At 67.7% G+C, this 26,924-nt stretch carries 25 protein-coding genes; 9 read left to right on the top strand and 16 right to left on the bottom strand.

Annotation, left to right across the window (positions count from 1 at the left end):
• Positions 1-92: 92 nt before the first annotated feature.
• The gene (locus tag ACZ5YD_RS02000; RefSeq protein WP_379740253.1) at positions 93-2,783 is read left to right on the top strand and encodes an AAA domain-containing protein; all 2,691 of its coding nucleotides are present in this window, start codon (positions 93-95) and stop codon (positions 2,781-2,783) included.
• 37 nt (positions 2,784-2,820) lie between these two features.
• Here the strand turns inward: ACZ5YD_RS02000 and ACZ5YD_RS01995 are convergent, their stop codons facing one another.
• Positions 2,821-3,783: an NAD(P)-dependent oxidoreductase gene (locus ACZ5YD_RS01995; RefSeq protein ID WP_379740256.1), complete on the bottom strand. Its 963-nt coding sequence runs from the start codon at positions 3,781-3,783 to the stop codon at positions 2,821-2,823.
• Between the two features lie 97 nt (positions 3,784-3,880).
• Here ACZ5YD_RS01995 and ACZ5YD_RS01990 point away from each other — a divergent pair, with 97 nt between their 5' ends.
• From ACZ5YD_RS01990 to ACZ5YD_RS01980, 3 genes are read left to right on the top strand one after another with little or no spacing between them, the layout of a single operon-like run.
• Complete coding sequence (locus ACZ5YD_RS01990; RefSeq protein WP_379740259.1) at positions 3,881-5,179, top strand: amidohydrolase; 1,299 nt, start codon at positions 3,881-3,883, stop codon at positions 5,177-5,179.
• Complete coding sequence (ilvA, locus tag ACZ5YD_RS01985) at positions 5,176-6,462, top strand: threonine ammonia-lyase (RefSeq protein WP_379740262.1); 1,287 nt, start codon at positions 5,176-5,178, stop codon at positions 6,460-6,462. The genes ACZ5YD_RS01990 and ilvA overlap by 4 nt, the downstream gene beginning before the upstream one ends.
• Positions 6,463-6,493: 31 nt before the next feature.
• Positions 6,494-7,435, top strand: coding sequence for an alpha/beta hydrolase (locus ACZ5YD_RS01980; protein ID WP_379740265.1), 942 nt, complete (start codon positions 6,494-6,496; stop codon positions 7,433-7,435).
• Positions 7,436-7,539: 104 nt separating this feature from the next.
• Here ACZ5YD_RS01980 and ACZ5YD_RS01975 read toward each other — a convergent pair whose 3' ends face one another.
• The 8 genes from ACZ5YD_RS01975 to ACZ5YD_RS01940 form a co-directional block, all read right to left on the bottom strand.
• Positions 7,540-8,979: a class-III pyridoxal-phosphate-dependent aminotransferase gene (locus ACZ5YD_RS01975; protein ID WP_379740268.1), complete on the bottom strand. Its 1,440-nt coding sequence runs from the start codon at positions 8,977-8,979 to the stop codon at positions 7,540-7,542.
• A gap of 171 nt (positions 8,980-9,150) precedes the next feature.
• Positions 9,151-10,776 carry a BCCT family transporter gene (locus ACZ5YD_RS01970; RefSeq protein ID WP_379740271.1) on the bottom strand — a complete coding sequence of 542 codons (1,626 nt, stop codon included), beginning with the start codon at positions 10,774-10,776 and terminating at the stop codon, positions 9,151-9,153.
• Positions 10,777-11,069: 293 nt separating this feature from the next.
• The gene (locus tag ACZ5YD_RS01965) at positions 11,070-11,714 is read right to left on the bottom strand and encodes a hypothetical protein (protein ID WP_379740274.1); all 645 of its coding nucleotides are present in this window, start codon (positions 11,712-11,714) and stop codon (positions 11,070-11,072) included.
• 25 nt (positions 11,715-11,739) lie between these two features.
• Positions 11,740-13,041 carry an amidohydrolase gene (locus tag ACZ5YD_RS01960; RefSeq protein WP_379740277.1) on the bottom strand — a complete coding sequence of 434 codons (1,302 nt, stop codon included), beginning with the start codon at positions 13,039-13,041 and terminating at the stop codon, positions 11,740-11,742.
• An 81-nt stretch (positions 13,042-13,122) separates the two neighbouring features.
• The gene (locus ACZ5YD_RS01955) at positions 13,123-13,512 is read right to left on the bottom strand and encodes a Rid family detoxifying hydrolase (RefSeq protein ID WP_379740280.1); all 390 of its coding nucleotides are present in this window, start codon (positions 13,510-13,512) and stop codon (positions 13,123-13,125) included.
• A 14-nt stretch (positions 13,513-13,526) separates the two neighbouring features.
• Positions 13,527-14,888 (bottom strand): aspartate aminotransferase family protein, encoded by a 1,362-nt coding sequence (locus ACZ5YD_RS01950; protein ID WP_379740283.1) that lies wholly within the window; start codon positions 14,886-14,888, stop codon positions 13,527-13,529.
• A 187-nt stretch (positions 14,889-15,075) separates the two neighbouring features.
• Complete coding sequence (locus ACZ5YD_RS01945; RefSeq protein ID WP_379740286.1) at positions 15,076-15,459, bottom strand: hypothetical protein; 384 nt, start codon at positions 15,457-15,459, stop codon at positions 15,076-15,078.
• 108 nt (positions 15,460-15,567) lie between these two features.
• Positions 15,568-15,858: a ubiquitin-like small modifier protein 1 gene (locus ACZ5YD_RS01940; protein ID WP_379740289.1), complete on the bottom strand. Its 291-nt coding sequence runs from the start codon at positions 15,856-15,858 to the stop codon at positions 15,568-15,570.
• 105 nt (positions 15,859-15,963) lie between these two features.
• Between ACZ5YD_RS01940 and ACZ5YD_RS01935 the strand changes: the two genes are divergently transcribed.
• A complete protein-coding gene (locus ACZ5YD_RS01935; protein WP_379740292.1) occupies positions 15,964-16,572 on the top strand; it encodes a CinA family protein in 609 nt (202 codons plus the stop codon).
• 24 nt (positions 16,573-16,596) lie between these two features.
• On the opposite strand, the gene ACZ5YD_RS01930 is transcribed toward ACZ5YD_RS01935, so the two are convergent.
• The 3 genes from ACZ5YD_RS01930 to ACZ5YD_RS01920 form a co-directional block, all read right to left on the bottom strand.
• A complete protein-coding gene (locus ACZ5YD_RS01930) occupies positions 16,597-17,475 on the bottom strand; it encodes a hypothetical protein (RefSeq protein ID WP_379740295.1) in 879 nt (292 codons plus the stop codon).
• A gap of 104 nt (positions 17,476-17,579) precedes the next feature.
• On the bottom strand, positions 17,580-17,978 hold the full coding sequence (gene lwrS, locus ACZ5YD_RS01925; protein WP_379740298.1) for an LWR-salt protein: 399 nt from the start codon (positions 17,976-17,978) through the stop codon (positions 17,580-17,582).
• Between the two features lie 78 nt (positions 17,979-18,056).
• Positions 18,057-18,332 carry a 4a-hydroxytetrahydrobiopterin dehydratase gene (locus tag ACZ5YD_RS01920; RefSeq protein WP_379740301.1) on the bottom strand — a complete coding sequence of 92 codons (276 nt, stop codon included), beginning with the start codon at positions 18,330-18,332 and terminating at the stop codon, positions 18,057-18,059.
• 96 nt (positions 18,333-18,428) lie between these two features.
• Between ACZ5YD_RS01920 and uppS the strand changes: the two genes are divergently transcribed.
• On the top strand, positions 18,429-19,358 hold the full coding sequence (uppS, locus tag ACZ5YD_RS01915; protein ID WP_379740304.1) for a polyprenyl diphosphate synthase: 930 nt from the start codon (positions 18,429-18,431) through the stop codon (positions 19,356-19,358).
• 67 nt (positions 19,359-19,425) lie between these two features.
• On the top strand, positions 19,426-20,505 hold the full coding sequence (locus ACZ5YD_RS01910; RefSeq protein WP_379740307.1) for an aminopeptidase: 1,080 nt from the start codon (positions 19,426-19,428) through the stop codon (positions 20,503-20,505).
• Between the two features lie 54 nt (positions 20,506-20,559).
• On the opposite strand, the gene lrp is transcribed toward ACZ5YD_RS01910, so the two are convergent.
• Entirely contained in the window at positions 20,560-21,024 is a 465-nt protein-coding gene (gene lrp / locus ACZ5YD_RS01905) for an HTH-type transcriptional regulator Lrp (protein ID WP_379740310.1), read from the bottom strand.
• A 126-nt stretch (positions 21,025-21,150) separates the two neighbouring features.
• Here lrp and glnA point away from each other — a divergent pair, with 126 nt between their 5' ends.
• Positions 21,151-22,518: a type I glutamate--ammonia ligase gene (gene glnA, locus ACZ5YD_RS01900; protein WP_379740313.1), complete on the top strand. Its 1,368-nt coding sequence runs from the start codon at positions 21,151-21,153 to the stop codon at positions 22,516-22,518.
• 503 nt (positions 22,519-23,021) lie between these two features.
• Here glnA and ACZ5YD_RS01895 read toward each other — a convergent pair.
• A complete protein-coding gene (locus tag ACZ5YD_RS01895; RefSeq protein ID WP_379740316.1) occupies positions 23,022-23,477 on the bottom strand; it encodes a 30S ribosomal protein S19e in 456 nt (151 codons plus the stop codon).
• 199 nt (positions 23,478-23,676) lie between these two features.
• Here ACZ5YD_RS01895 and thiL point away from each other — a divergent pair, with 199 nt between their 5' ends.
• Positions 23,677-24,597, top strand: coding sequence for a thiamine-phosphate kinase (thiL, locus tag ACZ5YD_RS01890; RefSeq protein WP_379740319.1), 921 nt, complete (start codon positions 23,677-23,679; stop codon positions 24,595-24,597).
• Between the two features lie 43 nt (positions 24,598-24,640).
• Here the strand turns inward: thiL and ACZ5YD_RS01885 are convergent, their stop codons facing one another.
• Positions 24,641-25,783: a site-2 protease family protein gene (locus tag ACZ5YD_RS01885; protein WP_379740322.1), complete on the bottom strand. Its 1,143-nt coding sequence runs from the start codon at positions 25,781-25,783 to the stop codon at positions 24,641-24,643.
• Positions 25,784-25,863: 80 nt separating this feature from the next.
• Complete coding sequence (locus ACZ5YD_RS01880) at positions 25,864-26,898, bottom strand: succinylglutamate desuccinylase/aspartoacylase family protein (protein WP_379740325.1); 1,035 nt, start codon at positions 26,896-26,898, stop codon at positions 25,864-25,866.
• Positions 26,899-26,924: the final 26 nt, after the last annotated feature.

Below are 26,924 nucleotides of genomic sequence, written 5' to 3'. Positions count from 1 at the left end.
CTCGCGGATTTCGGGTGCCCGCAAGAAGTAGTCGCCCGCATACACTCCCGACGACCGACAGCGTTTTTCGCCGCCGCCGCCCACACGCGGCCGTGAACCTTCGGGGACCGATAGTCGAGGTCGGGGACGTCCGCTCCGTCTCGACGAAGTACGGCGAGCGCGACTGCTGTACGATCGAGGTCCGCCCGGACCGCGGGGCCGGCGATCCCGTCTCGGTCACGCTGTGGGGCAAGTGGACGCATACGGCCGAGCACGCCGAATCGGGCATGGAGCTGCTCGTCACCGACGCCGAGGAGGACGAATACCGCGGCGAGACGACCTACTCGACGACCGGCGACTCCTCCGTCGTCCTGGAGCCGGACTTCCTCGTCGACGTCACGGGGATCCGGTCGTGGGTGCAGTGTCCACGGATGTACTACCTGAACAAGCTGTCGGGCGTCCCCCTCAATTACCCCGTCGTGAAGGGGACGATCGTCCACGAGGTCTTCGGGGACCTCCTCCGCGGAGTCGATCTCGAGGAGTCGATCGCGGATCGGGTCGAGGGGGCCGGACTCGAGCTGGGAATCCTGGGGTACGAGGCGTCCGAGGTCGAAGACGAGGTCCGACGCAACGCCGCCGCGATCGACGGCTGGCTCGCACAGGGCACCCTCTCGGGCGAGGACGCGTGGCGCTCCGAGCGGACGCTCATCTCGCCGACCTACGGGCTCAAGGGGCGCGCCGACGCCCTCCGGCGCGGGATGCCCGTCGAGTTGAAGACCGGCAAGAACACGAGCCGGGAGCCGCGGTTCCACGACAAGATCCAGGCGGCCTGCTACGGGCTCATGCTCGCCGACCGCGGCGATCGTCCCGACACGGGAACCCTGCTGTACACGAAGAACACGGCGCTCGATCGCTCGGAGGCGACCGGCGATCTCTCGCCGGCCAAGGAGTTCTCGATCGGCGAGGGGCTGCTCGCGTTCGTCGTCCGGACCCGAAACGAGCTCGCCGCGATGGAGTGGCACGCGCTGAACGGGACCGGCGACCAGCCCGGCATCCCGACCGGGTACGAGGCCGATGCAACCTGTGAGTACTGCTTCGAGCAGGACACCTGCATGGTCGTCTCGGGGCGGCTGGACCAGGAGTCGAAGGCCGGATCGATCGGAACCGCACTGCCCGCCGAGGAGCGCGAGTACGTCGACCGCCTCTACCGGGCGATCGAGGAGGAGCGCCGCGAGACCCACGCCGAGTATCGGAAGCTCTGGGAGCAGACGGCCGCGGAGCGGGCCGCGGACGACAGGGCGCTCGTCGATCTCGAGCCGGCCTCGCGGACCGAACTCGACGGGGGCAGGTGGCGCCTCGCGGCGCGAAAGCCGGATGACGCGGTCTCGAAGCTCCGGGAGGGCGACGTGGCGCTCGTCTCGGACGGCGATCCGGTCGGCGGCGACGCGGAACTCGGCCGGATCCGCGAACTGGGGGACCGCGTCGTCGTGGAGACCGACGAGCCGGTCGAGTGCCGACGCCTCGACGTCTATCCCTCGGAGATCTCCGTCGACCGCATGCTCGTTGCCGTCCACGACGCCATTCTGAAGGGCGACGAGCGCCGCAAGGACGTGCTGTTCGGCCGCCGCGAGCCGGCGTTCTCGGGTCCCGAACGCGAGTACGTCCCCAACAACGACGCACAAAACGAGGCCGTGAACCTGGCGACCACCGCCGAGGACCTCGCGTTGATCCACGGACCTCCGGGGACCGGAAAGACCCACACCATCGCGCGGACGATCCGCGCGCTCGTCGCGGACGGAAACCGGGTGCTGCTCGCCGCGTTCACGAATCGGGCGGTGGACAACGCGCTCGAGGCGCTTCGCGAGCAGGGCCTCGTCGGGAGCGCCGGCGAGGACGCGATCGTCCGGGTCGGCACCGAGACGGGCGTCCGCGGCGACATGCGGGACCTCAGGTTGATCCGGCGCGGCGACCCGAACGACCGCGCGGGGGAACTGGGATCCGCGTCGGTCGTGGCGGCCACGACCGCGGCCTGCGGCTCCCGGGTGATGCGCGAACAGGAGTTCGACGTCGCGCTCGTCGACGAGGCCTCACAGCTCACGGAGCCGAGCACGCTCGCCGCGATCTCGCTCGCCGACCGGTTCGTACTCGTCGGCGACCACGAACAGCTTCCGCCGGTCGTGCGGGCCGAAAACGACCTCCAACGGTCGCTCTTCGAGCGGCTGGTCGAGGAGTATCCGGACGCGAGCGTGATGCTCGACCGGCAGTACCGGATGAGCCAGCGCATCCAGGCGTTCGCATCCGCGGAGTTCTACGACGGGGCGCTTCGCCCGGCGACCCCCGAGGTCGCAACGCGGTCGGTTCGGGATCTCCTCGCGGATCCGGACGAACTCCCCCCGGCGCTTCGCGAGGACGTGGCGTTCGTGGATCCGGACGGGCGACGCGACGGCAACCGGAACGTCCGGGAGGCCGAACGGGTCGCGGAGATCGTCGACGCGTACCTCGAGGCGGGCGTCGATCCCGACGACATCGGCGTGATCGCGCCGTTTCGCGCGCAGGTCGCGGAGATCGGCCGCCGGACCGACGTGACCGTCGATACCGTCGACCGGTTCCAGGGCTCGAGCGAGGAGGTGATCGTGGTCTCGTTCGTCGCGAGCGGCGACCTCGACGGTCCGATCTTCGAGGACCACCGGCGCGTCAACGTCGCGCTCACGCGAGCGAAGCGCGGGCTCGTCCTCGTCGGCGACGAGGAGGCGCTCTCCTCGGAGCCGTTCTACGAGCGAATGCTGGCGTGGGCGGACCGGTAGCGAAGCCGAGCGACTTCCCTCCGGCACGAAGCGTCCCCTACGGCGTTCGAACGCGGTTTTCGAGCGGCTCGCCGGACTCGAGCGCCTCGACGTTGGCCGCGAGGATGTCCGCGAGCCGATCCCAGTGTTTGGGCGTGTGGCCGCCGGTGTGGGGCGTGATGAGGCAGTTCTCGAGGTCCCACAGCACGTGTTCGGGCGGGAGCGGCTCCGGATCGGTGACGTCGAGGGCGGCGCCGCGGATCGTGTTCGACTGGAGCGCGGCGACGAGCGCGTCGGTGTCGACGATGCCGCCGCGGGCGGCGTTCACCACGACCGCGTTCGGCGGAAGCGTGGCGAGCTCCGCCTCGCCGATCAGCCCGCGCGTGAGGTCCGTGAGCGGACAGGCGATCACGACGTAGTCGCTCCGCGAGAGCGCGTCGTGGACCGGCTCCTCCTCGAAGCCGACGACCTCGTCGGTCGGTCCGCCCTTCTCGGGCGTGTAGCGCACGCCGATCGTCTCGACCTCGAAGCCCGCCAGCCGCTTCGAGACCGCCTGCCCGATCGAGCCGAGCCCGACGATGGTGACGGTGCTGTCGGTGAACTCCGTCGACTGGAAGTGGCGCCACTCGCCGTTCGACTTGCGACGCCAGCCCTCGTGGAGCCGGCGCGCGAAGACGAGCATGTTGCCGATCGCCTGTTCCGCGATCCCCGGCGCGTGGATGCCCCCCGCGTTCGTGACGGCGACCCCGCGTTCGCCGAGCGCCGCCATCGGGACGTGGTCCGTCCCGGCGAAGGTGCACGCGAACAGCTCGAGCCGCTCGCCGCGATCGAGCAGCTCCTCGTCGATCGTGATGCCCGTCACAACCCGCGCGTCGGCGATCAACTCGCGCTCCTGTCCGGGCGTCCGCGCGAGGGCCACCGACCGGTCCGGCAGCCGTTCGCGGATCGCGTCGGCGTACGATTCCATCGACAGCCCCTCCGTTCCCTCGCGGAGAACGACGATGTCGGGTTTCCCGCTCATGGTGGCGAGGTTCCGCGGGCGCGAACTTATCCTTTTATGTATTCGTCATCAACGGGAATTGTGTATAATTAAGTCCGTCCGTGTGGTACGACGGACCATGACCACCCGGATCACCGATCGGCTCGTCGAGCTTCGACGCGAGCTTCACCGCCACCCGGAGCCGGCCTGGCGGGAGTTTCACACGACGGGACGGCTCGTCGAGGAGATCCGCTCGATCGGCGTCCACGAGCTGGCCATCGGCCGCGAGGCGTACGATCCCGATGACCGGATGGCGGTTCCATCCGAGTCGAAACTGGAGACGTGGCGTGATCGTGCCCACGAACGGGGGCTCGACGAGGAGGTCCTCGAGTCGACCGCGGGCGGAAACACGGGCTGTGTCGCCGTCCTCGACCGCGGCGAGGGACCGTCGATCGGCCTGCGAGTCGACGTCGACGGGCTGTTCATCGAGGAGTCGACCGAACCCGACCACCGGCCGGCGGCCGAGGGGTTCCGCTCCGCGACCGGCGAGACGATGCACGCCTGCGGCCACGACGCCCACATGACCTGGGGACTCGCGGCGCTCGAGGCCGTCGCGGAAAGCGACTTCTCGGGGCGGTTCGTCGTCCTCTTCCAGCCGGCCGAGGAGGCCGGCGGTGGCGGCCGTCCGATGGCGCGGAGCCGATTCGTGGAGGACCTCGAGTACCTCTTCGCCGTCCACGTCGGCCTCGATCACCCGACCGGCCGTGTCGTCGCCGGCATCGAGCGGCCGCTCGCGATGTGTCACGTGGAGGCGACGATGGAGGGCACCTCCACGCACGCGGGACAGACGCCGAACGAGGGGGACAACGCGATGCAGGCGCTCGGAACGGCGATCCAGAACGCCTACGCGATCCCGCGGCACGCGGACGGCATGACGCGGGTCAACGTGGGCAAGGCGGAGTCGGGGACGGCGAGCAACGTGATCGCGGAGAAGGCGTATATGGAAGCGGAGGTGCGTGGCGAGACGACGGAGCTGATGGAGTACATGAAGGACCGGCTGCGTCGGACGTTCCGGAGCGCCGCCTCGATGCACGGCTGCTCGCTCGAGTTCGACGTCGTCAGCGAGTGCCCGCGGGCCGACAGCGACCCGGAACTCGTCGACCACGTCGCGAACGTGGCCGCGGGCGTCGACGGGGTGCGGGAGGTGGTCCCGACCGCCGACTTCGGCGCGAGCGAGGACGCCACCTTCCTCATGGAGCGCGTCCAGGAGAACGGCGGGCTCGCCTCGTATCTGATCGTCGGAACGGACCATCCGACCGGCCACCACACGCCGACGTTCGACGTCGACGAGCGGAGCCTCGAGATCGGCGTCGACGTGCTCGTCGACTCGATTCTCGGGGTCGAAGAGGCGTTCGAGGAACGGAGGAAGCCCCGGTGACCAAACACACAAACGAGGACCTCACGGCGGCCGACGTTCTCACCGCCGCGGACGTCGAGGGGGCTCGCGATCGGATCGAGGACGTCGTCCACCGGACGCCGCTCGACGGGTCGACCACGCTCGCCGAGCGCAGCGGGGCGGCCTCGGTCGGGCTCAAACTCGAGACCCTCCAGCGGACCGGCTCGTTCAAGATCCGCGGGGCGTACAACGCGATGGCTCAACTCGTCGCCGAGGAACGCGAGGCCGGCGTCATCGCCGCGAGCGCGGGCAACCACGCCCAGGGAGTTGCACTCGCCGGCGACCTGCTCGGGATCGACGTCGAGATCGTCGTCCCGGAGGTGACGCCCGCCTCGAAGATCGAGGCGACCCGGGGATACGGCGCGCGCGTGATCGTCGAGGGGGACATCTACGAGCGGTCCTACGAGCACGCGCTCGAACGCGCCGAGGAGACCGGGCGCACGCTCGTCCATCCGTTCGACGACGAGGCGATCATGGCCGGACAGGGGACGGTCGGCCTCGAGATCGCCGAACAGCGTCCCGAGGTCGACACCGTCCTCGTGTCCATCGGCGGCGGCGGACTGATCTCGGGGATCGCCACGGCGATGGAGGCGGCCGTCGACCGGGACGTCCGGGTCGTGGGCGTCCAGCCGGAGGGAGCGCTCCACGCGAAGCCCGCGCTCGAACGAGACGAGATCGTCGAGCTGTCCGACGTCGACACCGTCGCCGAGGGGATCGCGGACACCCGGCTCCTCGAGCGGACCTGGGCCGTCCTCCGCGAGCGCGTCGACGAGGTGATCGCGGTCTCCGATCGCGAGTTGGCGGTCGCCGTGACCCTGCTCGCCGAGCGCGCGAAGATCGTCTCCGAAGCCGCAGGCGCGGCGCCGGTCGCCGCCCTGCTCGGCGACGACCTCGACGTCGAAGGCGAACACGTCGCGGCGGTCGTCTCCGGCGGGAACGTGAACCTCACCGAGCACGCGGAGCTGACCCGGGCCGGCCTGATCGAACTCGGTCGGTACGTCGAGGCGCGCCTCCTCGTTGACGGCTGGCCGACCGCCATCGCCGACGTCACGGAGGCGATCGAGGACCACGGCGGCGAACTCGACGCCCTCAAGCGCGCCGACCGGAGCGCGCTCGACGAGCCGAACCGCGTTCCCGTGACCGTCGGGATCGAGGGCAGCGGCCCGGAGCACCTGCGGGAGGTTCTCGAGACCCTCTCCGGACTCGAGGGGATCGAGGTGGCGACGGACACGTCGGTGAACGCTGGAGGATACAACGAGGGGTAGTTCTATACCGGATCGTGGTGAACCCTACCGCGTGACACGGCAACTCCATCCGGACGTTCGATCGCTTCTCGATCGGGTCGAGGAACAGGGAAATCCGGGCTACGCCGATCTCACGGTGGCGTGTGCGCGCGGGATCTTTCGGGAGTTCCTCTCGGTTCCCGAGGCGAAACTCGATCCCGTCTCCCGGGTTCGAGATCTCGAGATCCCGGGACCGAACGGGCCGATCCCGATCCGGGTCTACGACCCGGCGGACGCGTCGGAGCCGCGGCCGGTGTTCGTCTTCCTCCACGGCGGCGGCTGGGTGCTCGAGACCGTCGACGCCCACGACCACACCTGCCGGGCGCTGGCGAACGCGGGCGCGTGCACCGTCGTCTCCGTGGACTACCGGCTCGCCCCCGAACACCCGTTTCCCGCCCCGCTCGAGGATGCCTACGCGGCCACGGAGTGGGCCGCCAACAACCTCGAGTCGCTCGCCGGCGACCCGGACCGGGTCGTGGTCGGCGGCGACAGCGCCGGCGGAAACCTGACGGCCGCGGTCGCGCTTTTGGCCCGCGATCGGGACGGTCCAGACATCGCCCACCAGGTGTTGATCTATCCCGTCGTGGACCACGACTTCGGGACGGACTCCTACGAGGAGAACGCGGAGGGATACCTGCTCACCAGAGAGAGCATGCGCTGGTTCTGGGACCACCACCTCGAGACGCCGCTCGACGGCGCGAACCCCTACGCCTCCCCCCTTCGGGCGCCCGACCTCTCTGGACTTCCGCCGGCGACGGTCACCACCGCGGAGTTCGACCCGCTTCGCGACGAGGGTGCCGCCTACGCCGATCGGCTCGCGAAAGCGGGGGTCGACGTCGAACACAGACGCTACGAGGACATGATCCACGGGTTCGTCCCGTTCCTGGCCGAGCCCGAACTGGACGCCGCACGCGAGGAGATCGAGGCGATCGGCGCGACCGTTCGGGACCTGTGACGGAGGCGTGCCGTACGAGACCTGTGAGGAAGGCGCGCCGTTCGGATCGCTGGGAGAGACTGGCGGGCGGTACCGGCCCTGACCCGTGACGTTCCCGGTCCGACTCACGCCGTCGTCGCGGTCGGGCCCGCGGCCTCGATCGCCTCGAGGAAGATCGAGGTCCCGAGTTCGATCTCGCGTTCGGTCGAGTCGAGCGGGGGAAGAAGCCGGATCGTCTTCTTGCCGCACCCGAGCGTGAGCAATCCCCGCTCGAGTGCCTCCCGGACCACGGCGTCCCGGCGCTCCGGCGTGTCGAACTCGACGGCGAGCATGAGCCCCTTGCCGCGCACGTCCACGACGTGGTCGGGCGCCCCGTCGCCGAGCAGCTCCTTCGCCTGTCGACCGCGCCTCGTGGCGTTCGCGAGCAGGTCGTGTTCCTCGATGGCCTCCAGGGTGAACACGCCCATCATGGAGGCGAGCACGTCGCCGCCGCCGAAGGTCGACCCGAGGCGGTTCTTCTCCGAGGGGAAGAGCTCCGAGCGCGAGATCGTCGCGCCGACCCGAAGCGCCTTCGCGCTCGCGATCACGTCCGGCTCGATCGGGTAGTGGTCGGAGGCCCACATCTCGCCGGTTCGACCGATCCCCGACTGGATCTCGTCGACGACGAGCGGAACGTCGTACTCCTCGCAGACCGCCCCGACCTCGGCCATGAACGCCTCGCTCGGGAACCGGTAGCCGCCGACGCCCTGGACCGGCTCGAGGATCATGAAGGCGATCTCGGCGGGATCGACGTGTCCGCCCTCGGGCGCGAGCGCGTCGCGAAGTCTGGAACCGCCGCCCCCAGAGCCCCCGCCGGTCTCGCCGTTCCCGGAGCCGCCACCGGCCACGGAACCGCCACCGGTCCCGGATCCCCCGCCGGTGAAGAACCCGCACTCACAGCTCGCGGGCGAACAGCCGCGATCGCCACAGAAGGGAACCGTCCGGATCCCGGCGATCTCGGGGTAGTGGCGGGTGTAGACGTCCTTCGATCGGGTGACGGAGAGCGTGCCGAGCGTCCGCCCGTGGAAGCTCCCCTCGAACGCGTAGCCGTACTTCGCCGCGGGCGCCGCGTTATGGGTGATCTTCATCGCGTTCTCGACGGCCTCCGCGCCCGAGTTCGAGAGGAAGACCGTGTCCATCCCGTAGTGGCTCGAGACGTCGGTGAGGCGGTCCATCAGGTGGCTCGAGGAGGGAAAGTCGGCCTCGGCGGGGTCGGGTCCCGACCCGAAGTACATGTCCTGGCCGGCGATCTTCATCGGCTCCGCCAGATCGAACTCCCGGAGCTTGCCGAGTACCTTCCCGTTGTCGTACCCGAGCGGGGCCGCGCCGATGTGACAGGTGAAGTCGAGGAGGACGTTTCCGTCGACGTCGGTGACGAACGGGCCGTCGGCCCCCCCGTTCAGATCCCAGACGAACTCGTGGGAGTACTCGCTCGGCGCCGCGTGCTCCCCGTGGAACGAGACCCACCGCTCGGCGTTCGGTCCCGGGAAGGCGTCCACGTCGGGTTCGGCCGTGTGCCTATCCATACACAAATAGTGTGTATGACGTACATTAAATGTTGGTATCGATCGCCGGTAGATGGCCGCTACGGGCGCTCCGTGGCGACTACGGCGGAACACGGGGACGGAGAGTGAAGACCGGAACCGGAAGACGGGAAGTGGCGACCCAAAAGCGGCGGGCGACCCCCGAACGACACCTCAATCGTCGTCGCTCAACTCGGCGGCCGACGGATCGTCGTCGGGACCCGAGCCGAACAGCCAGGAGTCCTCCTGGAGCAGCACTCGGCTGCCGTCGGAGACGAACTCGCGGATGAGCCCGATCATCGCAAGCAGGCAGACGAACGCGAAGGGCGTTCCCGTGATTATCGCCGCCGACTGCAGGGCGCTCACGCCGCCGAGCGTCATGAGGATGGCGGCCGTCATCCCGAGCACGACGCCCCAGAAGATCCGGTTGATGTTCGAGGGACGCGCCTTGCCGCCGGTCGTCATCATCGAGACGGCCAGCGTCGAGGAGTCGGCCGACGTGATGAAGAAGGTGGTCACGAGCACCATGAACGCGAGGATGAAGACCGTGCTCAACGGGAACGTCTCGAAGAGGATGAACCCGGAGACCTCCGCGCCCGCGTCGCCGGCGATGACGGCGCCGAAGTCGGCGACGCCGTTGTGGTGGCTCCACACCGCGGTCCCGCCGACGAAGATGAACCACGGGATGGAGGCCGCGGAGGTCGCCGCGATCCCGGTGAACGCCACCTCACGAACGGTCCGTCCGCGCGAGATGCGGGCGATGAACAGCCCGGCGAACGGGGACCACGAGAGCGCCCACGCCCAGTAGAACACCGTCCAGCTGTTCATCCAGGACGTGCCGCCGTCGACGCCGGCGCCCGTGAACAGACTCATCGCGACGAAGTCGTTGAACATCCCGCCGATCGCCTGTGTTCCCATCAACACGAGGAACGCCGTCGGACCGACGATGAGCGTCGCGATCATCAAGATCACGAAGAGGATCATGTTGAAGTTCGACAGCCGACGGATCCCGCGATCGACCCCGAGGACCATCGAGACGGTGAACGCGAGCGTCATCGCGGTCACGACGAGGATGATCCCGGTCGTGCCCAGGTCGATGCCCCACTGGTAGCGAAGCCCCTCGACGAACTGGCTGCCGATGAACCCGAGGGAGGTCGCAACGCCGCCGATCGTCGCGAAGACGGCCATGACGTCGACGACCTTCGCGATGGGTCCGTCGAGGTTCTTTCGGCCGATGAGCGGCGTCAACGCCGAGGAGACCCGAAGCGGGACGTCCTCGTAGTTGTACGCGAAGTACCCGATTCCGATGCCCATGATCGTGAAGACGGCGAGTTGCGGGATCGCCCAGTGGAAAAGCGTCTGTTGGACGGCGATCGTCATCGCCTCCGCCGATCCCGCCTCCACGTCGAAAAGCGGCGAGGGATCGGCGTAGTAGAACAGCGCCTCGGTCGGCCCCCAGAAGACGACGCCGGCGGCGAATCCCGCCGAGTACAACATCGCGAAGAACGAGAAGTAGCTGTACTCGGGCGGCTCGTCACCGAATCGGAGTCTGCCCCACGGCCCGAGAATGAGGTAGACGAGAAAGACCACCACGAGGAAGACGATGACCAAAAGCGCCCAGTTGAGGTAGGTGTACATCACCGTCTCGCCGAGCGTGATCCCACGCTGGACTAACCCGGGATCGATGAAGTACAACAGGATCAATCCGAGCGTCAAACCCGCGCCGAACAGGAAGACGATCGGATCGAGCTCCTCGCGAAACCGCTCTACAGCGCTCGTCCCGTCGCCGGCGTCGCTCACGTCCCTTCACCTCCGGACACGGCGCCCGATCCTGTCGAAACACGGTGCGACGCGTCGGTTCCAGCCACCCCATGCATCGTGTCGAGTGGTAGCATACCCGAGTGATTGGTAGTTTATCACATAAACGTTTCCCCATATCCGTAGCCACCATCTACGAATTGTGTATATACAATTGCGCGGCTGGACGGACGGAGATCGGGAAACCGAAAATCGGGAGGTGAGGAGGAGGATCTACTCGCGGAACGGTCGCGAGTTACGCACACACGACGGAACGAGGTGTCGGCCCGTCCGTGTCACTGTGTCAACTCGTCGACGGCTCGCTCCCGGGCCGCCTCGCTCTCGTTGACCTCCCGGACGAGCTCGCCGACGTGTTCTTTGATCGATTCGCGGGTCTCCTCGGGCGAGAACTCCTCGGACATCGACAACAGGCGAACGAACGCCCGCAGCTCCTCGTCGGTCAGCTTTTCGAACTCGTCGTTTTCGATCTTGGCGATGACCTCGTCGACGTCGATCCGGCCGACCGGCTCGACGCTGAAATCCACGTTCACCATGCGATACTCCGAGTCGGCCATCCGCTGTTCGGCCTTGCCGACGCCCTCGGCGAGCATCCGTTCGAACGGGACGTGATACCCCTTCGAACCGAGATGGAGGAACGCCAGCATGTCGACGATCCCCTGGGTGTACGCCTCGCGATCCTCGTCGTCGGGATCGAAGATCGTCTCGCGATCGCGGGACTCGAGACACTCGAAGAGGATCGAGAAGTCGATCATCGCGTTGCGCACGCGGCGCCGGATCCGGTTTCGCTTCTGTTTTTTCGAGTGCTCGGTGTAGTCGGTCTTGCGGCCGAGGAGGAAATCGCGGTCGGACGGGGTCAAGATGCCACGGGCCCGATCGGAATCCGCAGCGGACTCGAGAGCCTTCGGAACGTCCTCGCTCATACACGGATAACGGGAACACCGCGAATTAACGCTTGGGGTCGTCCCGCGACGGCCGACGTCGCGATATCTCCTCGATCGCGGATGAGACGACGTCGACGCCGATCTCGAGGCACCGTTCGTCGACGTCGAACGTCGGCGTGTGGTGGTTCGTCGGGTGATCCGCTCCCACGATCAGATACGAGGCGAGTCCCCCGTTCTCCTGGACGCGCTCCATGAGGAAGGTGACGTCCTCGCTCGCGCCGAACTCCTGTTCGGAGATTACGGTGTCGACCCACGGGACGGTCGAGGCGACCGATCCGATCAGGTCACGCAGCTCGGGGTCGCTGTCGATCCGCGGCGACTCGCTCATCATCCGCTGGGTCACGTCACAGTCGTGCATCTCGGCGGCCGCATAGAACACCCGCTCGAGTTCGGTGCGCGCGTACTCCATGAGGGCGGTCGTCTCGCCGCGTACCTCGCCGTCTATCGTGATCTCCTCGGCGATGATGTTGCTCGCGGTGCCCCCCTCGATGCGTCCGAGATTGATCCGGGTCATCCCGTCGGCGTGGCGCGGGATCGCGTACGCGTTCTGGATGGCGGTGGCGGCGGCCTGCATCGCGTTCGCCCCTGCACTCGGCGTCTTTCCCGCGTGGGCGCTGGCCCCCTCGAAGGTCGCGGTCAGGTGGGCCATCGCGAGCGGTTTCACCACCCCGGAGACGATCGTTCCGGTCGGGTTGTGGAGTCCGACGTGCAACGACAGCAGGTAGTCGACGTCGTCGACGTACCCGCCCTCGACGAGCGGCTTTCCGCCGCCGGATATCTCCTCGGCCGGCTGGAAGAACAGTTTGAACGTCCCGGCGAAGGAGCCGTGTTTGACCGCCTCCAGGATGCCGAGCGCGATCGCGAGATGCGCGTCGTGGCCGCAGGCGTGCATGTAGCCCTCGTGTTCCGATCGGAACCCCTCGTCGGCCGGTCGGTGGCCGACCTCCTCGGATTCGGTCATCGAGATCGCGTCCATGTCCACGCGGAGTCCCACGGTCGGTCCCTCCCCCCGTTCGAGGACGGCGACCGCGCCGGTGTGACCGTCGGCGGTTCGCTCGAGCACGTCCGGGCGGACTCCCGCCTCGCGTGCGCCCTCGAGCCATGCGTCCAGTTCGGACTGATCGGGGACCGCCATCCGGTCCTCGCTCGAGAGCACGTCCCGGCCGATCGCGAGCCCGTCGACGCCGATCCGCTCGACCTCCTCTACGATCCGGGCGGTCGTTCGGAACTCGCGCCAGCCGGGCTCGGGGTGGCGGTGGAACGCCCGACGGATCGCCGGGAGGCGGTTGCGTACGTCGTGGGACATCACTTCGAAGCCGATAGACCACGGAGGCACTTAACCGTGCGCGTCGTCGGTCGAGCGGCGGACGCGGGTGAAAGAACCGACCTAACCGAGATACGCGATCGCGTCCATCTCGACGTCGACGTCGCCGGGCAGCCTGGAGACCTCGACGCAGACGCGCGTCGGCGGGTCGCCGTCGAATCGGGCGCCGTAGGCCTCGTTGACCGCCTCGTAGTCGTCGAGGTCGGTCAGGTAGACGGTCACCTTCACGACGTCCGCGAGGCCGTCGCCGCCGGCCTCGGAGACGACGGACGCGACGTTCTCGAGGACGCGATCCGTGCGGTCGCCGACGTCCCCGTCGACGACGCCGTCCGTGTCCGGGTCGACCGGGCCGTATCCGGAGACGTACAGCGTCTCCCCGGCTCGGACGCCCTGTGAGTACGGGTTGTCGGTGCGCGGTGCTTCCTCCGTGGTGACGCGTTCGGTGTCGGACATGGGTATCGAGGTTCTCAGTCGGCGTGTTCGTCGATCGCGTCCGCGATGATCTCGAGAGCCGTCTCCGCGAGCGCCTCGGTCAACACGAGCGGCGGGATGAGTCGCAGGACGTTGCCGTGGCGGCCGGCCTTCCAGACGAGGACGCCGTGTTCGAAACAGTAGTCCTGGATTGCGTCGACCGTATCGCCGTCGGGCTCGCCCTTCTCGTTGCGGAACTCGACGCCGATGAACAGACCCTTGCCCCGGATCTCGGCGATGGAGTCGGTGGTCTCGGCGATCTCGTGGAACCGCTTGCGGATCGCCTCGCCCAGTTCGCGGGCGTGTGCGAGCAGGTTCGTGGCCTCGATGTACTCGATGGCGCGAACGCCGGCACGCATCGCCACGACGTGGCCCCTGTAGGTCCCGGCGTGGTCGCCGGATCCCCAGGTGTCGAGGTCCTCGTGGTACATCATCCCCGAAAGCGGGAAGCCGATGCCGCCGAGCGCCTTCGCCGTGGTCATCGCGTCCGGCGTGACGTCGTACCACTCGCCGGCCCACCACTCGCCCGTCCGGCCGAACCCGCTTTGGATCTCATCGAAGATCAACGGGACGTCGTTGTCGGTCGCCAGATCGCGAAGCCCCTGGAGGAACCCCTCCGGCGGCTCGATGATGCCGCCCTCGCCCTGGATCGGCTCGACGATCATCCCCGCGGGGTTCGCGAGCCCGCCGTAGGGGTCCTCGAGGATCGCCTGTACCTCCTCGAGGGCGTGGTCGACGGCCTCCTCCGGCGCCTTGTCCTGCCGGAGGGGATGGGGGTAGGGCGCGTGGACGACGTCGCTCAAAAGCGGCGTGTAGTGGCCCTTGAACTTCTTGTTGCCGGTGATGCTCATCGCGCCCGAGGACGTTCCGTGATAGGCGCCCCGGAAGGCGATGAATCCGTCGCCGCCCGTGTTGTACTTCGCGAGCTTGATCGCGGCCTCGTTCGCGTCGGTTCCGGTCGGCCCGCCGAAGACGAACCGGTTTTGATCCTTCAGCCCGGGGGGAGCGATGTCGTTGAGACGCTCGATCAGATCGAGGCGCGCCTCGGTCGGAAAGTCGATCGAGTGGACGAGATCGTCGGCCTGCTCGTGGGCGGCCTCGAGCACGTAGGGGTTCGAGTGGCCGACGTTCAACACGCCGATGCCGCCGAAGAGGTCGATGAAGGTGTTGCCGTCGACGTCGCGAACCGTCGCCCCGCTGCCGGCTTCGGGAACGAGCGGAATGTCCTCGGGATACGCGACCGCGCTCGAGTCGATCCGTCGCTGTTTCTCCAGCAGCTCGCGCGCTCGCGGGCCGGGAGCGGAATCGACGGACGGTGCGTCCTCGAAGTGAAGCGTCTCTATCGCCGGAACGTCCATACCTACGTCCACGTGGAACGCGATTAAAAATCTTGTCTACAAAATCCACGCAACAGATACACAGTTTTTGATGTCGAAGGGAGCGATCGAGGGTCCACGATCGGACCGACGTCTCTGCGCTCGACCGGCGGATCCACGTTCGCGGCTCTCAGCGGCCTCCACGAATTCGGCCGGTCACCTCCCGGCCTCACTTCCCGGATCGGTCGGCCGCGCGGTCGACGACTCGACAGACCGGACACCGTCCGAATCCTCGAGAACCGCCGGCGATCCGGCAGATCGGACAGGCTCGGGATTCGGCCGCCGCTTCCGACGCGCTTTCCGACGCGTCGCCGGACGTCGACGCGCGGCCGTCCGACTCCGCCGGTCGGTCGGCCGACCGGTACAGCCCCACCAGCGCGAGGAGGACGAAGGCCGCGCCCTCGATCCGCGCGGCGGTGTAGACCCACTCTCGGATCTCGAGCGAGTCGGGAGTGCGGTAGGCGAGTCTGGTCAAAACGGCGACGACCGGGCGCGGACACAGAAGCTCAAGCAACCCGAACAGACCGACGACGAGGTGGACGTGTCGCTTCATGCCGAAACGTTGGATCCCCGAGGACAAAAGGACGCGGGGTGATCACGGTCACCTCTCGAGGCTGTCACGGTCAAGCCCCGAGGCTGTCACAGTCAATCCCCGAGGCAGTCACGGTCGCCCGTCCAATCCCCCGGTTATCGAGGGGGTCAGACGGATCACGTCGCCGTCCTCGACCGGAGTCTCGAGGCCGTCGATCTGGCGGATGTTCCGTTTGTCCCGCGTCACGGAGACGTCGCCCGAAAGCGATCCGTCGTCGAGGATCCGTCCCTCGAGAGCCGGATGTGCGCGCTCCAGCTCCGCGAGGAGGTCGCCGTAGGTCTCCGCGTCGGTCGAGAGCTGAACCGATCGCTCGCCGACGTCCTCGCGGAACGGTCCGAAGAACCGGCATTCGACCTGCATGGGGGTCGATAGGCCCGGCGGGACTTTTTACCCGTCGATCGCGGCCACCGTCGATACGCTCCGGGAGCGCCGACGTTTAACACCGATCGCGACCTACCCACGGCCATGAGCGAGACCCAGGACGGCGAAGCCGACGCGTCCGCGGGGGCGATCCTTCCGGACCGGCTCGTCGACGGGCGGTGGACGGGCGAGGAGCCGATCGAGGCGCTCGTCGGGGAGCTACTTCGCGAACGCGACGAGACGCTCGCCACCGCGGAGTCGCTGACCGGCGGGCTGATCGGCTCCGCGATCACGGACGTGCCGGGGTCGAGCGACTACTTCGATCGCGGGTTCGTGACCTACGCCTACGACGCCAAACGCCAGGAGCTTTCGGTCCCCCGGGAGGCGCTCGACGCGCACGGCGCCGTGAGCGAGCCGGTCGCGAAGGCGATGGCCCGCGGCGCTCGGGACCGGTCGGATACGACCTGGGGCGTCTCGGCGACCGGGATCGCCGGCCCCGGGGGCGGACGCGACGGAAAACCCGTCGGTCTCGTGTACGTGGGCGTCGCGTACGCGGCCCCCTGGGGAACCGGGGAGTCGTACGTGCGCGCGCATCGGTTCGTACTCGACGGCGACCGCGACGCGGTCAAACGCCGAACGGTCGACTCCGCGCTTGCCGTACTCTACGGGGCGCTTCGAGAACACGAGGGCGACTCCGCGAGCGGGGGATCCTGACCGGAGGAGATCGGAAGAGCCCGATCAGTCCGCCACGAGCGGCGGCCGCGCGTCGCTCGAATCCCCGCCCACGATCACGACGATCGTCGGCTCCTCGCGCGAGACGTCGCAGTCGTCGGCGCGTTCGACCGCGAACGTCATCGATCCATCGTCGGTCGCATTCGAAGCCACCGGAATCTCGGCATGGACGTCGTGGTCCCGCGTCTCGCCGCCCGCGATCCGGTCGGGGCGCTCGTAGCTCCGCGGTCGATAGCTGATCCAGGCGTCGTTCTCCGTGACGGCGTCGGTGCCGACGACGCAGCCGGCCATCGAGGGGAGTTCGACGGGGCGCGTGAAGGGCCCGGCGTTGGTCGCGGTGAGCGTTCCGATCCGCCCCTCGAGGGGGACGGTTCGGGGGCCGTCCCCCTCGAGTGCACCCTCGGGCACGTTGAGGGTGACCTCCTCGTCGAGTTCCGCGTCGTAGGTGACGCCGGCGGTCGCGACGTCGGCGCCGACGAGCAGCAGTCCGACGGCGGCGAGCGCGAGGAGGCCGTATCGAAGCGTTCGAGCCGGGACCGCCACGCCGCCCTGGCGGACCACGTATCCGAGTCCGACGAACAGGACCGCGGAGACGGCGAACAGGCCGAACACGCCGGTCTCCGTGGGGTCATACCGGGTGATGAGGTACGCGAGGAGGACCACGTACGCGAGCGCCGCGATGGCGTATGCGACGACGTCCAGCGCGCCCCGGTCGACGGACAGGCCGACGAGGAGGAACGCGAGGAAGGTCACGAAAAGCAGGGCGGCTTTCACCGTGATCGACAGGCCGAACACCACGTCGCGGACGAAGTAGGCGAACGCGCCGAGCGCGAAGACGACGCCGAGCGCGTAGAGGATCTTGCCGCCGTCGATGTCGAGGTTCATGCGGGGACTGGGGATGGATCCGCGTCCCATCCGTATCAGTATTGTGGCACTTCACCCCGGATCCGTGGCGGCTCGACGTTCCGTCGGATCGCTCGTCGTGCGACTCACTCGCGAACGTGGATCGACGATCCGAGGTACTTGTGGAGGACCGAGTCGACGTCGTCCGCGTTGTACGCCTCGAGGTCCTCGGCTATCGCCTCACGGAGCCGATCGAGGTACGGCCGATCGGTTCGAAGCTCCCGAAAGTCGACGGCGACGACGTCGACGCCCGAGGCCGCCTCCAGCCCGAGCCGCTCCTCGGCGACGCGGGTGAACCTATCGTCGTCCGTGAGTTCACCACGCCAGAGCCACTCGCGGAAGAGTCGCCATCCCTCGAAGCCGGGACGGGGTGCCGAAATCGACATCGTCGTCTCGAACCGGTCCGGAGACACGTCGACCTCGGTCGGCTTGAAACGTACCGTGACGCCGAAGACGTACTCGGCGGAGCCGGCCGGATCGCTCATCGAGGTCGGTCAGTACCGTTCATCGAGGTCGGTCAGTACCGTTCATCGAGGTCGGTCAGTACCGTTCATCGAGGTCGGTCAGTACTCGTCGTTGACGAGGTGGGCCAGCCGAACGTCGCTGTCGGTGATGCCGCCGGCCTCGTGGGTGGTAAAGCGGACCTCGACCTCCTCGTAATCGATCCGGATCTCCGGGTGGTGGAACTCCTCCTCCGCGACCTCGCCGACGGCGCTCGCGAAGGCGATGCCGTCCAGGTAGTCGTCGAAGGTGTAGCGGCGCGTGATCTCCTCGCCGTCGCGCTCCCACCCTTCCGGGAGCTTTCGTTCGATCTCCTCGTCGGACAGTACGTCGCTCATGTCTCGAGCGTCGGTCCCCTCTCTGTTAAGTGTTGGCGCGGCCCCTCCGCACGTCGACACAAAAGACACATATCGGCGGCTTGCGTCCACCCGCACGTGATCGAGAGTGCGCGCTCGTGGTTCGAGTCGGCCTACGAGCGGGTGCTCCGCCGCGAGATCGGCGATCCGCCGACCCACGTGGCGATCATCCAGGACGGCAACCGGCGGTACGCTCGCGAGCAGGGCGAGGAGGCTCCGGAGGGCCACAAGGCGGGCGCCTCGACGACCGAACAGGTGCTCGAGTGGTGTGGCGACCTCGGCATCGAGGAGCTGACGCTTTATGCCTTCTCGACGGAGAACTTCGATCGGCCCGACGAGGAGCTCGAACCGCTCTTCGATCTGCTCGAGGAGAAGCTCCGCGAGTTCGCGGACGCCGATCGGATCCACGAGGAGGGCGTCCGCATCCACGCCATCGGGGACGTCGGACGACTCCCCGCTCGCGTTCGGGAGGCCGTCCGATACGCCGAGGACCGGACCGCCTCGAACGAGTCGTTCCGGCTCAACGTCGCGCTCGCCTACGGCGGCCGAAACGAGCTTCTCACGGCGGCTCGCGACGTGGCGGCGGACGTGGCCGAGGGAACCCTGGATCCGGACGCGGTCGACGTCGCGGAGATCGAATCGCGGCTCTACCGACGGTCGCTCCGCGACGTCGATCTGATCGTCAGAACCGGCGGCGACGAGCGGACCTCGAACTTCCTGCCGTGGCACGCCAACGGCAACGAGGCGGCGGTCTACTTCTGTGCGCCCTACTGGCCGGAGTTCTCCCGGATCGACTTCCTGCGGGCGGTCCGAACCTACGAGTCGCGCGAGGAGTCCTGGCAGCGCGCCAGAACCGACCGTGCCGTCGCGCTCGTTCGCGCCGTCGCCGGCATGGAACTCGCGGAGGCGCGCGCGGTGACGGGGCGACTCACCGAACAGCTCACGGGCGTCGGTGCCGAGGAACTCTCGGCGGAGATCGCCAGACAGGAGCCCGAATCGGCCGATTAAGCCCGGGACGAGGAACGCGTTCCCGGCGGTCCGAAACCGGTTTCCACTCCGAGGGAGAGTCGTCGGTATGGACCCACGAATCCGCGAACACGCGGAGGTCATCGTCGACCACTCGACCGGGATCGAGTCGGGCGAGAACGTCGTCATCCAGCTGCCGCCGGAGGCCGAGGACCTCGCGGTCGCCCTCCACGAGCTGTGTGGCGACCGGGGCGCGAACCCGATCTGGGTCTCGAACTCGGACCGCGCGAGCCGGGCGTTCAAGCGGGCGACGGACTCCTTCGACGAGCCGAGCCACGAGCTCGCCTTCTTCGAGGAGACGGACGCGTTCATCATCGCCCGCGGGGGCGCGAACGTCACCGAGGGCGCCGACGTCGACCCCGAGACGAACGCGGCCTACAACCGGGCCAGGCGGGACATCAAGGAGGAGCGGCTATCGAAGACGTGGTGTCTCACGCAGGCGCCGACGTCCGGGCACGCACAGCTCGCCGGGATGAGCACGGAGGCCTACGAGAACTTCGTCTACGACGCCGTCTCGCTCGACTGGGACGCCCAGCGGGAGTTCCAGGCGCAACTGGTGGAGATCCTCGACGACGCCGAGGAGATCCGGATCCGGTCGGGCGAGGAGACGGACGTGCGAATGTCGATCGCCGGCAACACGGCGTTGAACGACTACGGCGAGGCGAACCTGCCGGGCGGCGAGGTGTTCACGGCGCCGGTTCGAGAGAGCGTCGACGGGGAGGTGTACTTCGATCTGCCGCTTTATCGCTACGGACGCGAGATCGAGGGCGTCCGGCTCAGGTTCGATGACGGGCAGGTCGTCTCCCACTCGGCCGAGCGCAACGAGGACCTGCTCGCATCGATCCTCGATACCGACGACGGCTCGAGATACCTCGGCGAGCTCGGCATCGGAATGAACCGACAGATCGACCGGTTCACCTACAACATGCTCTTCGACGAGAAGATGGGTGACACCGTCCACATGGCCGTCGGATCGGCCTACGAGGACTGCGTCGGCGAGGGGAACGAGCGCAACGAGTCCGCGGAGCACGTCGACATGATCGTGGACATGAGCGAGGACTCGGTCATCGAGGTCGACGGCGAGGTCGTCCAGCGCAACGGCACCTTCGTCTTCGAGGACGGCTTCTGATCGGACGCGAGGACGATCCCGGCCGGGTGCGATGAATATCCGGTTCGACCCGGATTACTCGTCGGGGTCGAGTTCCAACTCGAACTGTTCGTTTTCGGTCACGGCGTTCAACACGACGGAGGTGTTGGACTCGCGGATGTTCGCGTCGGTGAGAAGCGACTTGATCTGGTCGTTCATGTCGTCGGTGTCCTCGAACTTCCCGACGGCGATCACGTCGTAGTCGCCGGTGACCTCGTAGACCGTGATCATCCGCTTTTCGTCGCGAAGCCGGTCCGTGATGTCGGGAAGCGCGTCCCCTTCGACCTTGAGCTGGATGATGGCCGTGACGTCGTAGCCGAGCTCGCCGTAGTCGACGATCGGCGTGTATCCGCGAATGACGCCCTCCTCTTCGAGGTCGCGGAGGTGGTTCGAGACCGTCGTGACCGAGACGTCGAGTTCCTCGCCGAGGCTTCGAAGGCTCTCTCGACCGTTGCCCAAGAGCGCGTTTATCAGCTTGGCGTCGAGGTTTTCGTACGTCATTACACTCACCCACGGCCTAGGGGGTGAATAACTTTACGAACATCCAATTTCGAAACCCCCTCGGCGTCTTATGCACCAATCGACAAGGCCTTTATACTAGGGATATTCGAAGGAGGTGTCCAGAACATGACGGACGAACACACCATATCGGACGGCGGCCTCACGGCCGAAGACCAGGAAGTTCTCGACCGCATCGAGGAGGAGAACATCGACTTCCTCCGCCTCCAGTTCACCGACATTCTCGGCGTCGTCAAGAACGTCTCCATCCCGGCCCACCAGGCCGAGAAGGCGCTGACCGAGGGGATCTACTTCGACGGCTCCTCCATCGAGGGGTTCGTCCGGATCCAGGAGTCGGACATGCGGCTCATCCCGGACCCGGAGACCTTCGCCGTGCTCCCGTGGCGCAGCAACGGCGAGGGCGGCGCCGCCCGCGTCGTCTGTGACATCGTCGACACCGAGGGCGAGCCGTTCGTCGGCGGCCCGCGTCAGGTCCTCAAGTCGGTCCTCGAGAAGGCCCACGACATGGGCTATTCGGTCTCGATCGGCCCCGAGCCCGAGTTCTTCCTCTTCGAGAAGGACGAGGACGGCAACGCGACGACGATCCCCCACGACAACGGCGGCTACTTCGATCTGGCGCCCAAGGACCTCGCCTCCGACGTCCGCAAGGAGATCATCTTCACGCTCGAGAAGATGGGCTTCGAGATCGAGGCCAGCCACCACGAGGTGGCCGAGGGACAACACGAGATCAACTTCAAGTACGACGACGCGCTCTCGACGGCCGACAACATCGTGACGTTCCGCGCGGTCGTCCGCGCCGTCGCCGAACAACACGACCTGCACGCGACGTTCATGCCCAAGCCGATCGCGGAGATCAACGGGTCGGGCATGCACAGCCACATCTCGCTTTTCGACGAGGACGGCAACAACGCCTTCGCCGACGACTCGGACGAGTTCAACCTGAGCGAGACGGCCTACCAGTTCATGGGCGGCGTGTTGAACCACGCGCCCGCGTTCACGGCCGTCACGAACCCGACCGTGAACTCCTACAAGCGGCTCGTCCCCGGCTACGAGGCGCCCATCTACGTCGCGTGGTCCGATACGAACCGCTCGGCGCTGATCCGGGTTCCGGACGCCGCGGGCGTCTCCGCGCGCTTCGAGGTCCGCAGTCCCGACCCGTCGTGTAATCCCTACCTCGCGCTGGCCACCCTCATCGCCTCCGGCCTCGACGGCATCGAGAACGAGGCCGATCCGGGCGATCCGGTCCGCGAGGACATCTACGAGTTCGACGAGGAGAAACGCGAGGAGTACGGCATCGAGACGCTCCCGCCGAACCTCGGCGAGGCGGTCGAGGCCCTCGAGAGCGACGACGTCGTCCTCGACGCGCTCGGCCCCCACACCTCCGAGAAGTTCCCCGAGGCGAAGTCACAGGAGTTCAGCGAGTACCTCACCCAGGTCTCCGAGTGGGAGGAGGACCGCTACCTCGAGACCTTCTGAAAACGGAGTTTCCGAGGACGGATTCCACGACGAAAATCTCGTCTCACCTCCACGTGCCGTCTTTTTTCGTTCGGTTCTTGCGTCGTCCTGCAATGACGGATTGACGGACCCACCAGTCTTGACTCCCGGTCGCGGAGGAACTCGATCGCCGCCGAGATCGGGCTTCGGCGGTCGCGATCAGGAACGGTATTCCGTGATCGGAGCCACCGGATCGCGTTCAGGGCCAAAAGGCCAAGACGAACGCGGTGACGATCACGAGCGCCAGCCAGAGGCCGGAGATGATGCCCATCTGTCGCGGCGTGAGATCCTCTCCCTCGAGTAGCTTGCCGATGCTCATACCCGAGAGTGGCCGTCGCGAGAACTTAACTCGACGGATCGATCCCGAAGAGCGAGAATCCGGTCGGGAGCGATCCGATCGGCCGACAACGATCGGGGGCGATCGATCGACGACGATCGGGGCCGAATCAGCGGACGCCGACGGCCGAAAAGCGGACGATCGGCGATTACGCGTATCGCTCGAGCTCGGGACGGTCGAGCTCCTCGAAGGCGGCCTCGGCGGCCTCGTTGAGGAAGGTGTGTCCCTCGTCGGTGATGCGGCGCCCCTCGCCCTGTGCGGTCTCGACGAGCCCCTCCTCCTCGAGCGCCTGCAGCGAGGTTCGGATGAGGTTTCGCGAGCCGGGGGCGTGCGAGCCGGGGGCGACCGCGTATCGGTTCGTGCCGCGCTTCTTCCCGCCGTACTCGGTCGCCAGCCGCTCGAGGCCGATCGGCTGGTTCTTCGCGACCTTTCGAAGCAGGCTCGCCGAGCGGACGTACCAGAAGTCCTCCTGTTCGGGCGGCAGCTCGCGGTCGGGGCCGGTCTTCGCGAACTCGACCCACTCCGGTTCCTCGATCCGATCGGCGAGTCGCTCGGCGGCCTCCTCGATGAGGGCGTCCGCCGGGACGTCGTAGATGTTCACCATTGGAGGCGAATTCTTCCCTGTGAAGGTTAAAGGCATCGTCTTGGAGGACTCCCTGTGCGGCGGTGACAACCCCGCCGTCGCCGACACCCTCCGCCATCGGCGACTCGCTCTCGCGTCGAGCGGCCGCCGCCACGGCGGTCGCCCTCGCTTCGACGGCCGGCCTCGACGTTTTTTATCGGGGGAACTCGAACCCCGTCCGATGGACGAACGCGAGGCGCTCTCACGGATCGCCGACGGACTGGCCCACGCGGGCGACGACGCGGCCGTCGTCGACGGGACGGTCATCACGACGGACATGCTCCACGACCGAAGCGACTTCCCGGCCGGAACGACGCGGTATACCGCCGGGTGGCGGTCGGTCGGCGCCTCGCTTTCGGACGTGGCCGCGATGGGCGCCGAGGCGACAGCGGCCGTGGCCGTCTACGCGGACGCCGCGTTCGACCCCGAGGCGCTCGAGGCGTTCATCGACGGCGCGGTCGACGTCTGTGAGTTCGTCGGTGGCGACTACGTCGGCGGCGATCTCGATCGCCACTCGGAGTTCACGGTGGCCACGACGGCGATCGGCGAGACCGACGATCCGATCCGGCGCTCGGGCGCGAGCGCCGGCGAGGCCGTCTGTGTGACCGGGACGGTCGGTCGAAGCGCGGCCGCGGTGCGGCTCTTCGAGCGGGCCGCCTCGGCGGGCGAAACGGAGGACGCCGCGTCGGACCGTGAACGCGCGAACGAGCTGTTCCGATTTCCGCCGCGCGTGGAGGCCGGACGGCGGCTCCGACCGCACGCGACCGCGATGATGGACTCCTCGGACGGGCTCGCGCGCTCGCTCCACCAGCTCTCCGAGGCGAGCGACGTGGGGTTCGCGATCGACCGATCGGCGGTGCCCGTCGACCCGGCCGTCGAGTCGGTCGCGGTCGACGCCGAGGACCGGTGGGATCTGGCGGCACACTTCGGGGAGGACTTCGAGCTCGTGGTCACGGTTCCGGACGAGGAGTTCGCGGTCGTCAACGATCGATCGCCGGTACCGATCCGCCGGATCGGATCGGTCGTTCCCGCGGAGCGCGGAGTCACCGCCGACGGGGACCCTCTCGCGGACCGAGGCTACACGCACGGGCGAACCGAGTGAGTCTCACGCGTCGGCGATCCGAACCACGCCCCGCTGAACCGGATCACGCGCCGACGATCTGCACCGGGACGAGCATGAAACAGGTCGCTCCGAGCAGGAAGGTGAGAACGCCGACGAGCAGCCGGGGCCAGCCGAGCTCCGACTCGTCGAGGGGATTCGCCGGGCCGTTGGCCGCGATGAACGCGGCGAAGACGCCCCAGAACGCCCACAGGCCGACGGATTCGTTCAGCCCGTAATCGAGCACCCAGTAGAGGTACCCCGAGAGGACGAAGAGCACGCCCGGCACGAGGGAGGCGACCGTCTCCTGACGGCGACCGATCATCGCCCGCATCATGTGTCCGCCGTCGAGCTGGCCGACCGGGAGCAGGTTGAGGAGGGTGAAGAACATCCCGACCCATCCGCCGATGACGACCGGGTGGACCGACTGCGTCGGGTCCCCGTACGCCGTGGGGCGGCCGAGCGCCTCGGCGATCCACGTGAGAAGCGGCGGGTCGTTGAAGACGATCATCTCGCTCGACTCGCTGATCACGCGATCGGGGACCGAGATCGGATCGAGCGACAGCCCGATCGCCGTCACGAGGACGGTCGCGAAAAGCCCCGCGATGGGGCCGGCGGCGCCGATGTCGAAGAGCGCGCGCCTGGAGGGCATCTGTCCCTTCATCCGGATGATCGCTCCGAGCGTCCCGAACGGAAAGATGAAGGGGATCACGTAGGGCAACGAGACGTTGACCCCGTAGTAGCGACCGGCGACGTAGTGGCCGAGCTCGTGGGTCATCAACACGCCGAGGACCGCGGCGGTGAAGGGCCACGCCTGAAGCAGGACGAGCGGATTCGACCGGATCGCGGAGATCGGCACGTAGTACCACCCGTAGGCGCCGACGAAAAGCGTCGAGACGACCGTGGCGAGAAACATCACGACGTTGAGCCACGGGATCCCCTCCGGTCGACTTCCGATGGGGCGGGCCACGAGGACGTCCTCGTCCCGGCCCGTCCGCAGGTCGACCTCGTAGCCCGCCTCGTGAAACGCCGGGGTGACCTGGCGCAGCAACGCCCGCTCGGGGACGAGCGACTCGCCCACGTAGCGGATCGATTCGCCGTCGCGTCGAACGTCGACGAGGTGGAAGAAGGCCTCGAGCGCCTCGGGTCGCGGGACGGAACGCGGCGTCTCGTCCTCCCGGTCTGACATCGGCCACGCTAGGCCGTCCGGTCGTATAAACCCCGCGTCGTCGACACGCCGACGCGGTGCGGCCCGCCGATCGGGACGGGTTAGGTTTCCTCGGAGTCGCGGGCGGTTCCCCCGGACTGCTCGCGCTCGAGGATGCGTCTGGTCTCGACGTCAAGTTCGAGCAGGTGACAAAGCGGGTTTCCGGGATAGACGACGGGATTCTCGAGGACGCCGACGAGCAGCCCCGTGAAGGGGGCCTCGACCGCCGCGTCGTCGTCCTTGAACGGATTCGTGATCGTGGCTATCCGGTCGCCCTCGTGGACGAGCGCGCCCCGCTCGTGGTGCATGTCGACGATCCCGCCCGCGTCGGCGCGGATCCACGTCTTCTCGCTCGATCCGGAGATGATCGTCCGCCACCCCGGCCAGCGGACCGCGGTCTCCTCGAGCAGTTCGTACTCCGCGAACGTCGACCGCACCCCCTCGAGCGCCTCGTCGATCAGACCCCGCTGGAACCGATGGGCCTCGCCCATTTCGATGGTGATCGTCGGGACCCCGCCCGCGGTGGCCTCACCGCGAAGCGTTCCGTCCGGTCCCTCGCTGTCTATCACGACGTTCGAGCCGAACGAGAGCGCCAGCCGGTGGACGTCCGGATCGGCCATGTCCGCGCGGACGTGGAGCATGTTGGTCCGCCCGCGCGTGGACGTGTGAAAGTCCAATCCGAAGTCGCACGGCTCGATGAAGTTCGTGTATATCCGGTGGGCCATCCGCTTCGAGCTCGTCGACCCCTCCTTGCCCGGAAACGACCGGTTGAGGTCCCGGTCGTAGACCGGGAGGTAGCGCTGTTGGGCCAGGAACCCCGGGACGTTCAACACGGGCAGACACACGAGGGTGCCCGCCAGTTTCGAGAGGTCCCACTCGTGGGCGACCTCCCGAACCACCTCGATGCCGTTGAGCTCGTCGCCGTGGGCGGCGGCCGACAGGAACGCGGTCGGCCCGGGGTGCTCGCCGTTGATGATCGTGGCCGGGATGCGAACCGGGTCCCCGAGATACGTCTCGGAGATGCCGTACCGAACGTTCTGTCGCTCCCCCGGTCCGACCCGACCCCCGTTGTAGGTGAACGCCTCCCCGTCTCCCATACTCCACCGAACGTCGGCGGGTGTAT

The sequence above is a fragment of the Halopenitus salinus genome, assembly GCF_055397165.1.
The sequence above is the reverse complement of the archived record's forward strand: the minus strand, read 5'-3'. Positions and strand labels throughout refer to the sequence as shown.

Coding starts and splice junctions, on each gene's coding strand:
- ACZ5YD_RS01995 (WP_379740256.1), bottom strand. CDS start 3,783: ATGAGCGGGAAACCCGACATCGTCGTTCTCCGCGAGGGAACGGAGGGG.
- ACZ5YD_RS01990 (WP_379740259.1), top strand. CDS start 3,881: ATGACCACCCGGATCACCGATCGGCTCGTCGAGCTTCGACGCGAGCTT.
- ACZ5YD_RS01975 (WP_379740268.1), bottom strand. CDS start 8,979: ATGGATAGGCACACGGCCGAACCCGACGTGGACGCCTTCCCGGGACCG.
- ACZ5YD_RS01965 (WP_379740274.1), bottom strand. CDS start 11,714: ATGAGCGAGGACGTTCCGAAGGCTCTCGAGTCCGCTGCGGATTCCGAT.
- ACZ5YD_RS01960 (WP_379740277.1), bottom strand. CDS start 13,041: ATGTCCCACGACGTACGCAACCGCCTCCCGGCGATCCGTCGGGCGTTC.
- ACZ5YD_RS01955 (WP_379740280.1), bottom strand. CDS start 13,512: ATGTCCGACACCGAACGCGTCACCACGGAGGAAGCACCGCGCACCGAC.
- ACZ5YD_RS01950 (WP_379740283.1), bottom strand. CDS start 14,888: ATGGACGTTCCGGCGATAGAGACGCTTCACTTCGAGGACGCACCGTCC.
- ACZ5YD_RS01945 (WP_379740286.1), bottom strand. CDS start 15,459: ATGAAGCGACACGTCCACCTCGTCGTCGGTCTGTTCGGGTTGCTTGAG.
- ACZ5YD_RS01940 (WP_379740289.1), bottom strand. CDS start 15,858: ATGCAGGTCGAATGCCGGTTCTTCGGACCGTTCCGCGAGGACGTCGGC.
- ACZ5YD_RS01935 (WP_379740292.1), top strand. CDS start 15,964: ATGAGCGAGACCCAGGACGGCGAAGCCGACGCGTCCGCGGGGGCGATC.
- ACZ5YD_RS01930 (WP_379740295.1), bottom strand. CDS start 17,475: ATGAACCTCGACATCGACGGCGGCAAGATCCTCTACGCGCTCGGCGTC.
- lwrS (WP_379740298.1), bottom strand. CDS start 17,978: ATGAGCGATCCGGCCGGCTCCGCCGAGTACGTCTTCGGCGTCACGGTA.
- ACZ5YD_RS01920 (WP_379740301.1), bottom strand. CDS start 18,332: ATGAGCGACGTACTGTCCGACGAGGAGATCGAACGAAAGCTCCCGGAA.
- ACZ5YD_RS01910 (WP_379740307.1), top strand. CDS start 19,426: ATGGACCCACGAATCCGCGAACACGCGGAGGTCATCGTCGACCACTCG.
- lrp (WP_379740310.1), bottom strand. CDS start 21,024: ATGACGTACGAAAACCTCGACGCCAAGCTGATAAACGCGCTCTTGGGC.
- glnA (WP_379740313.1), top strand. CDS start 21,151: ATGACGGACGAACACACCATATCGGACGGCGGCCTCACGGCCGAAGAC.
- ACZ5YD_RS01895 (WP_379740316.1), bottom strand. CDS start 23,477: ATGGTGAACATCTACGACGTCCCGGCGGACGCCCTCATCGAGGAGGCC.
- thiL (WP_379740319.1), top strand. CDS start 23,677: ATGGACGAACGCGAGGCGCTCTCACGGATCGCCGACGGACTGGCCCAC.
- ACZ5YD_RS01885 (WP_379740322.1), bottom strand. CDS start 25,783: ATGTCAGACCGGGAGGACGAGACGCCGCGTTCCGTCCCGCGACCCGAG.
- ACZ5YD_RS01880 (WP_379740325.1), bottom strand. CDS start 26,898: ATGGGAGACGGGGAGGCGTTCACCTACAACGGGGGTCGGGTCGGACCG.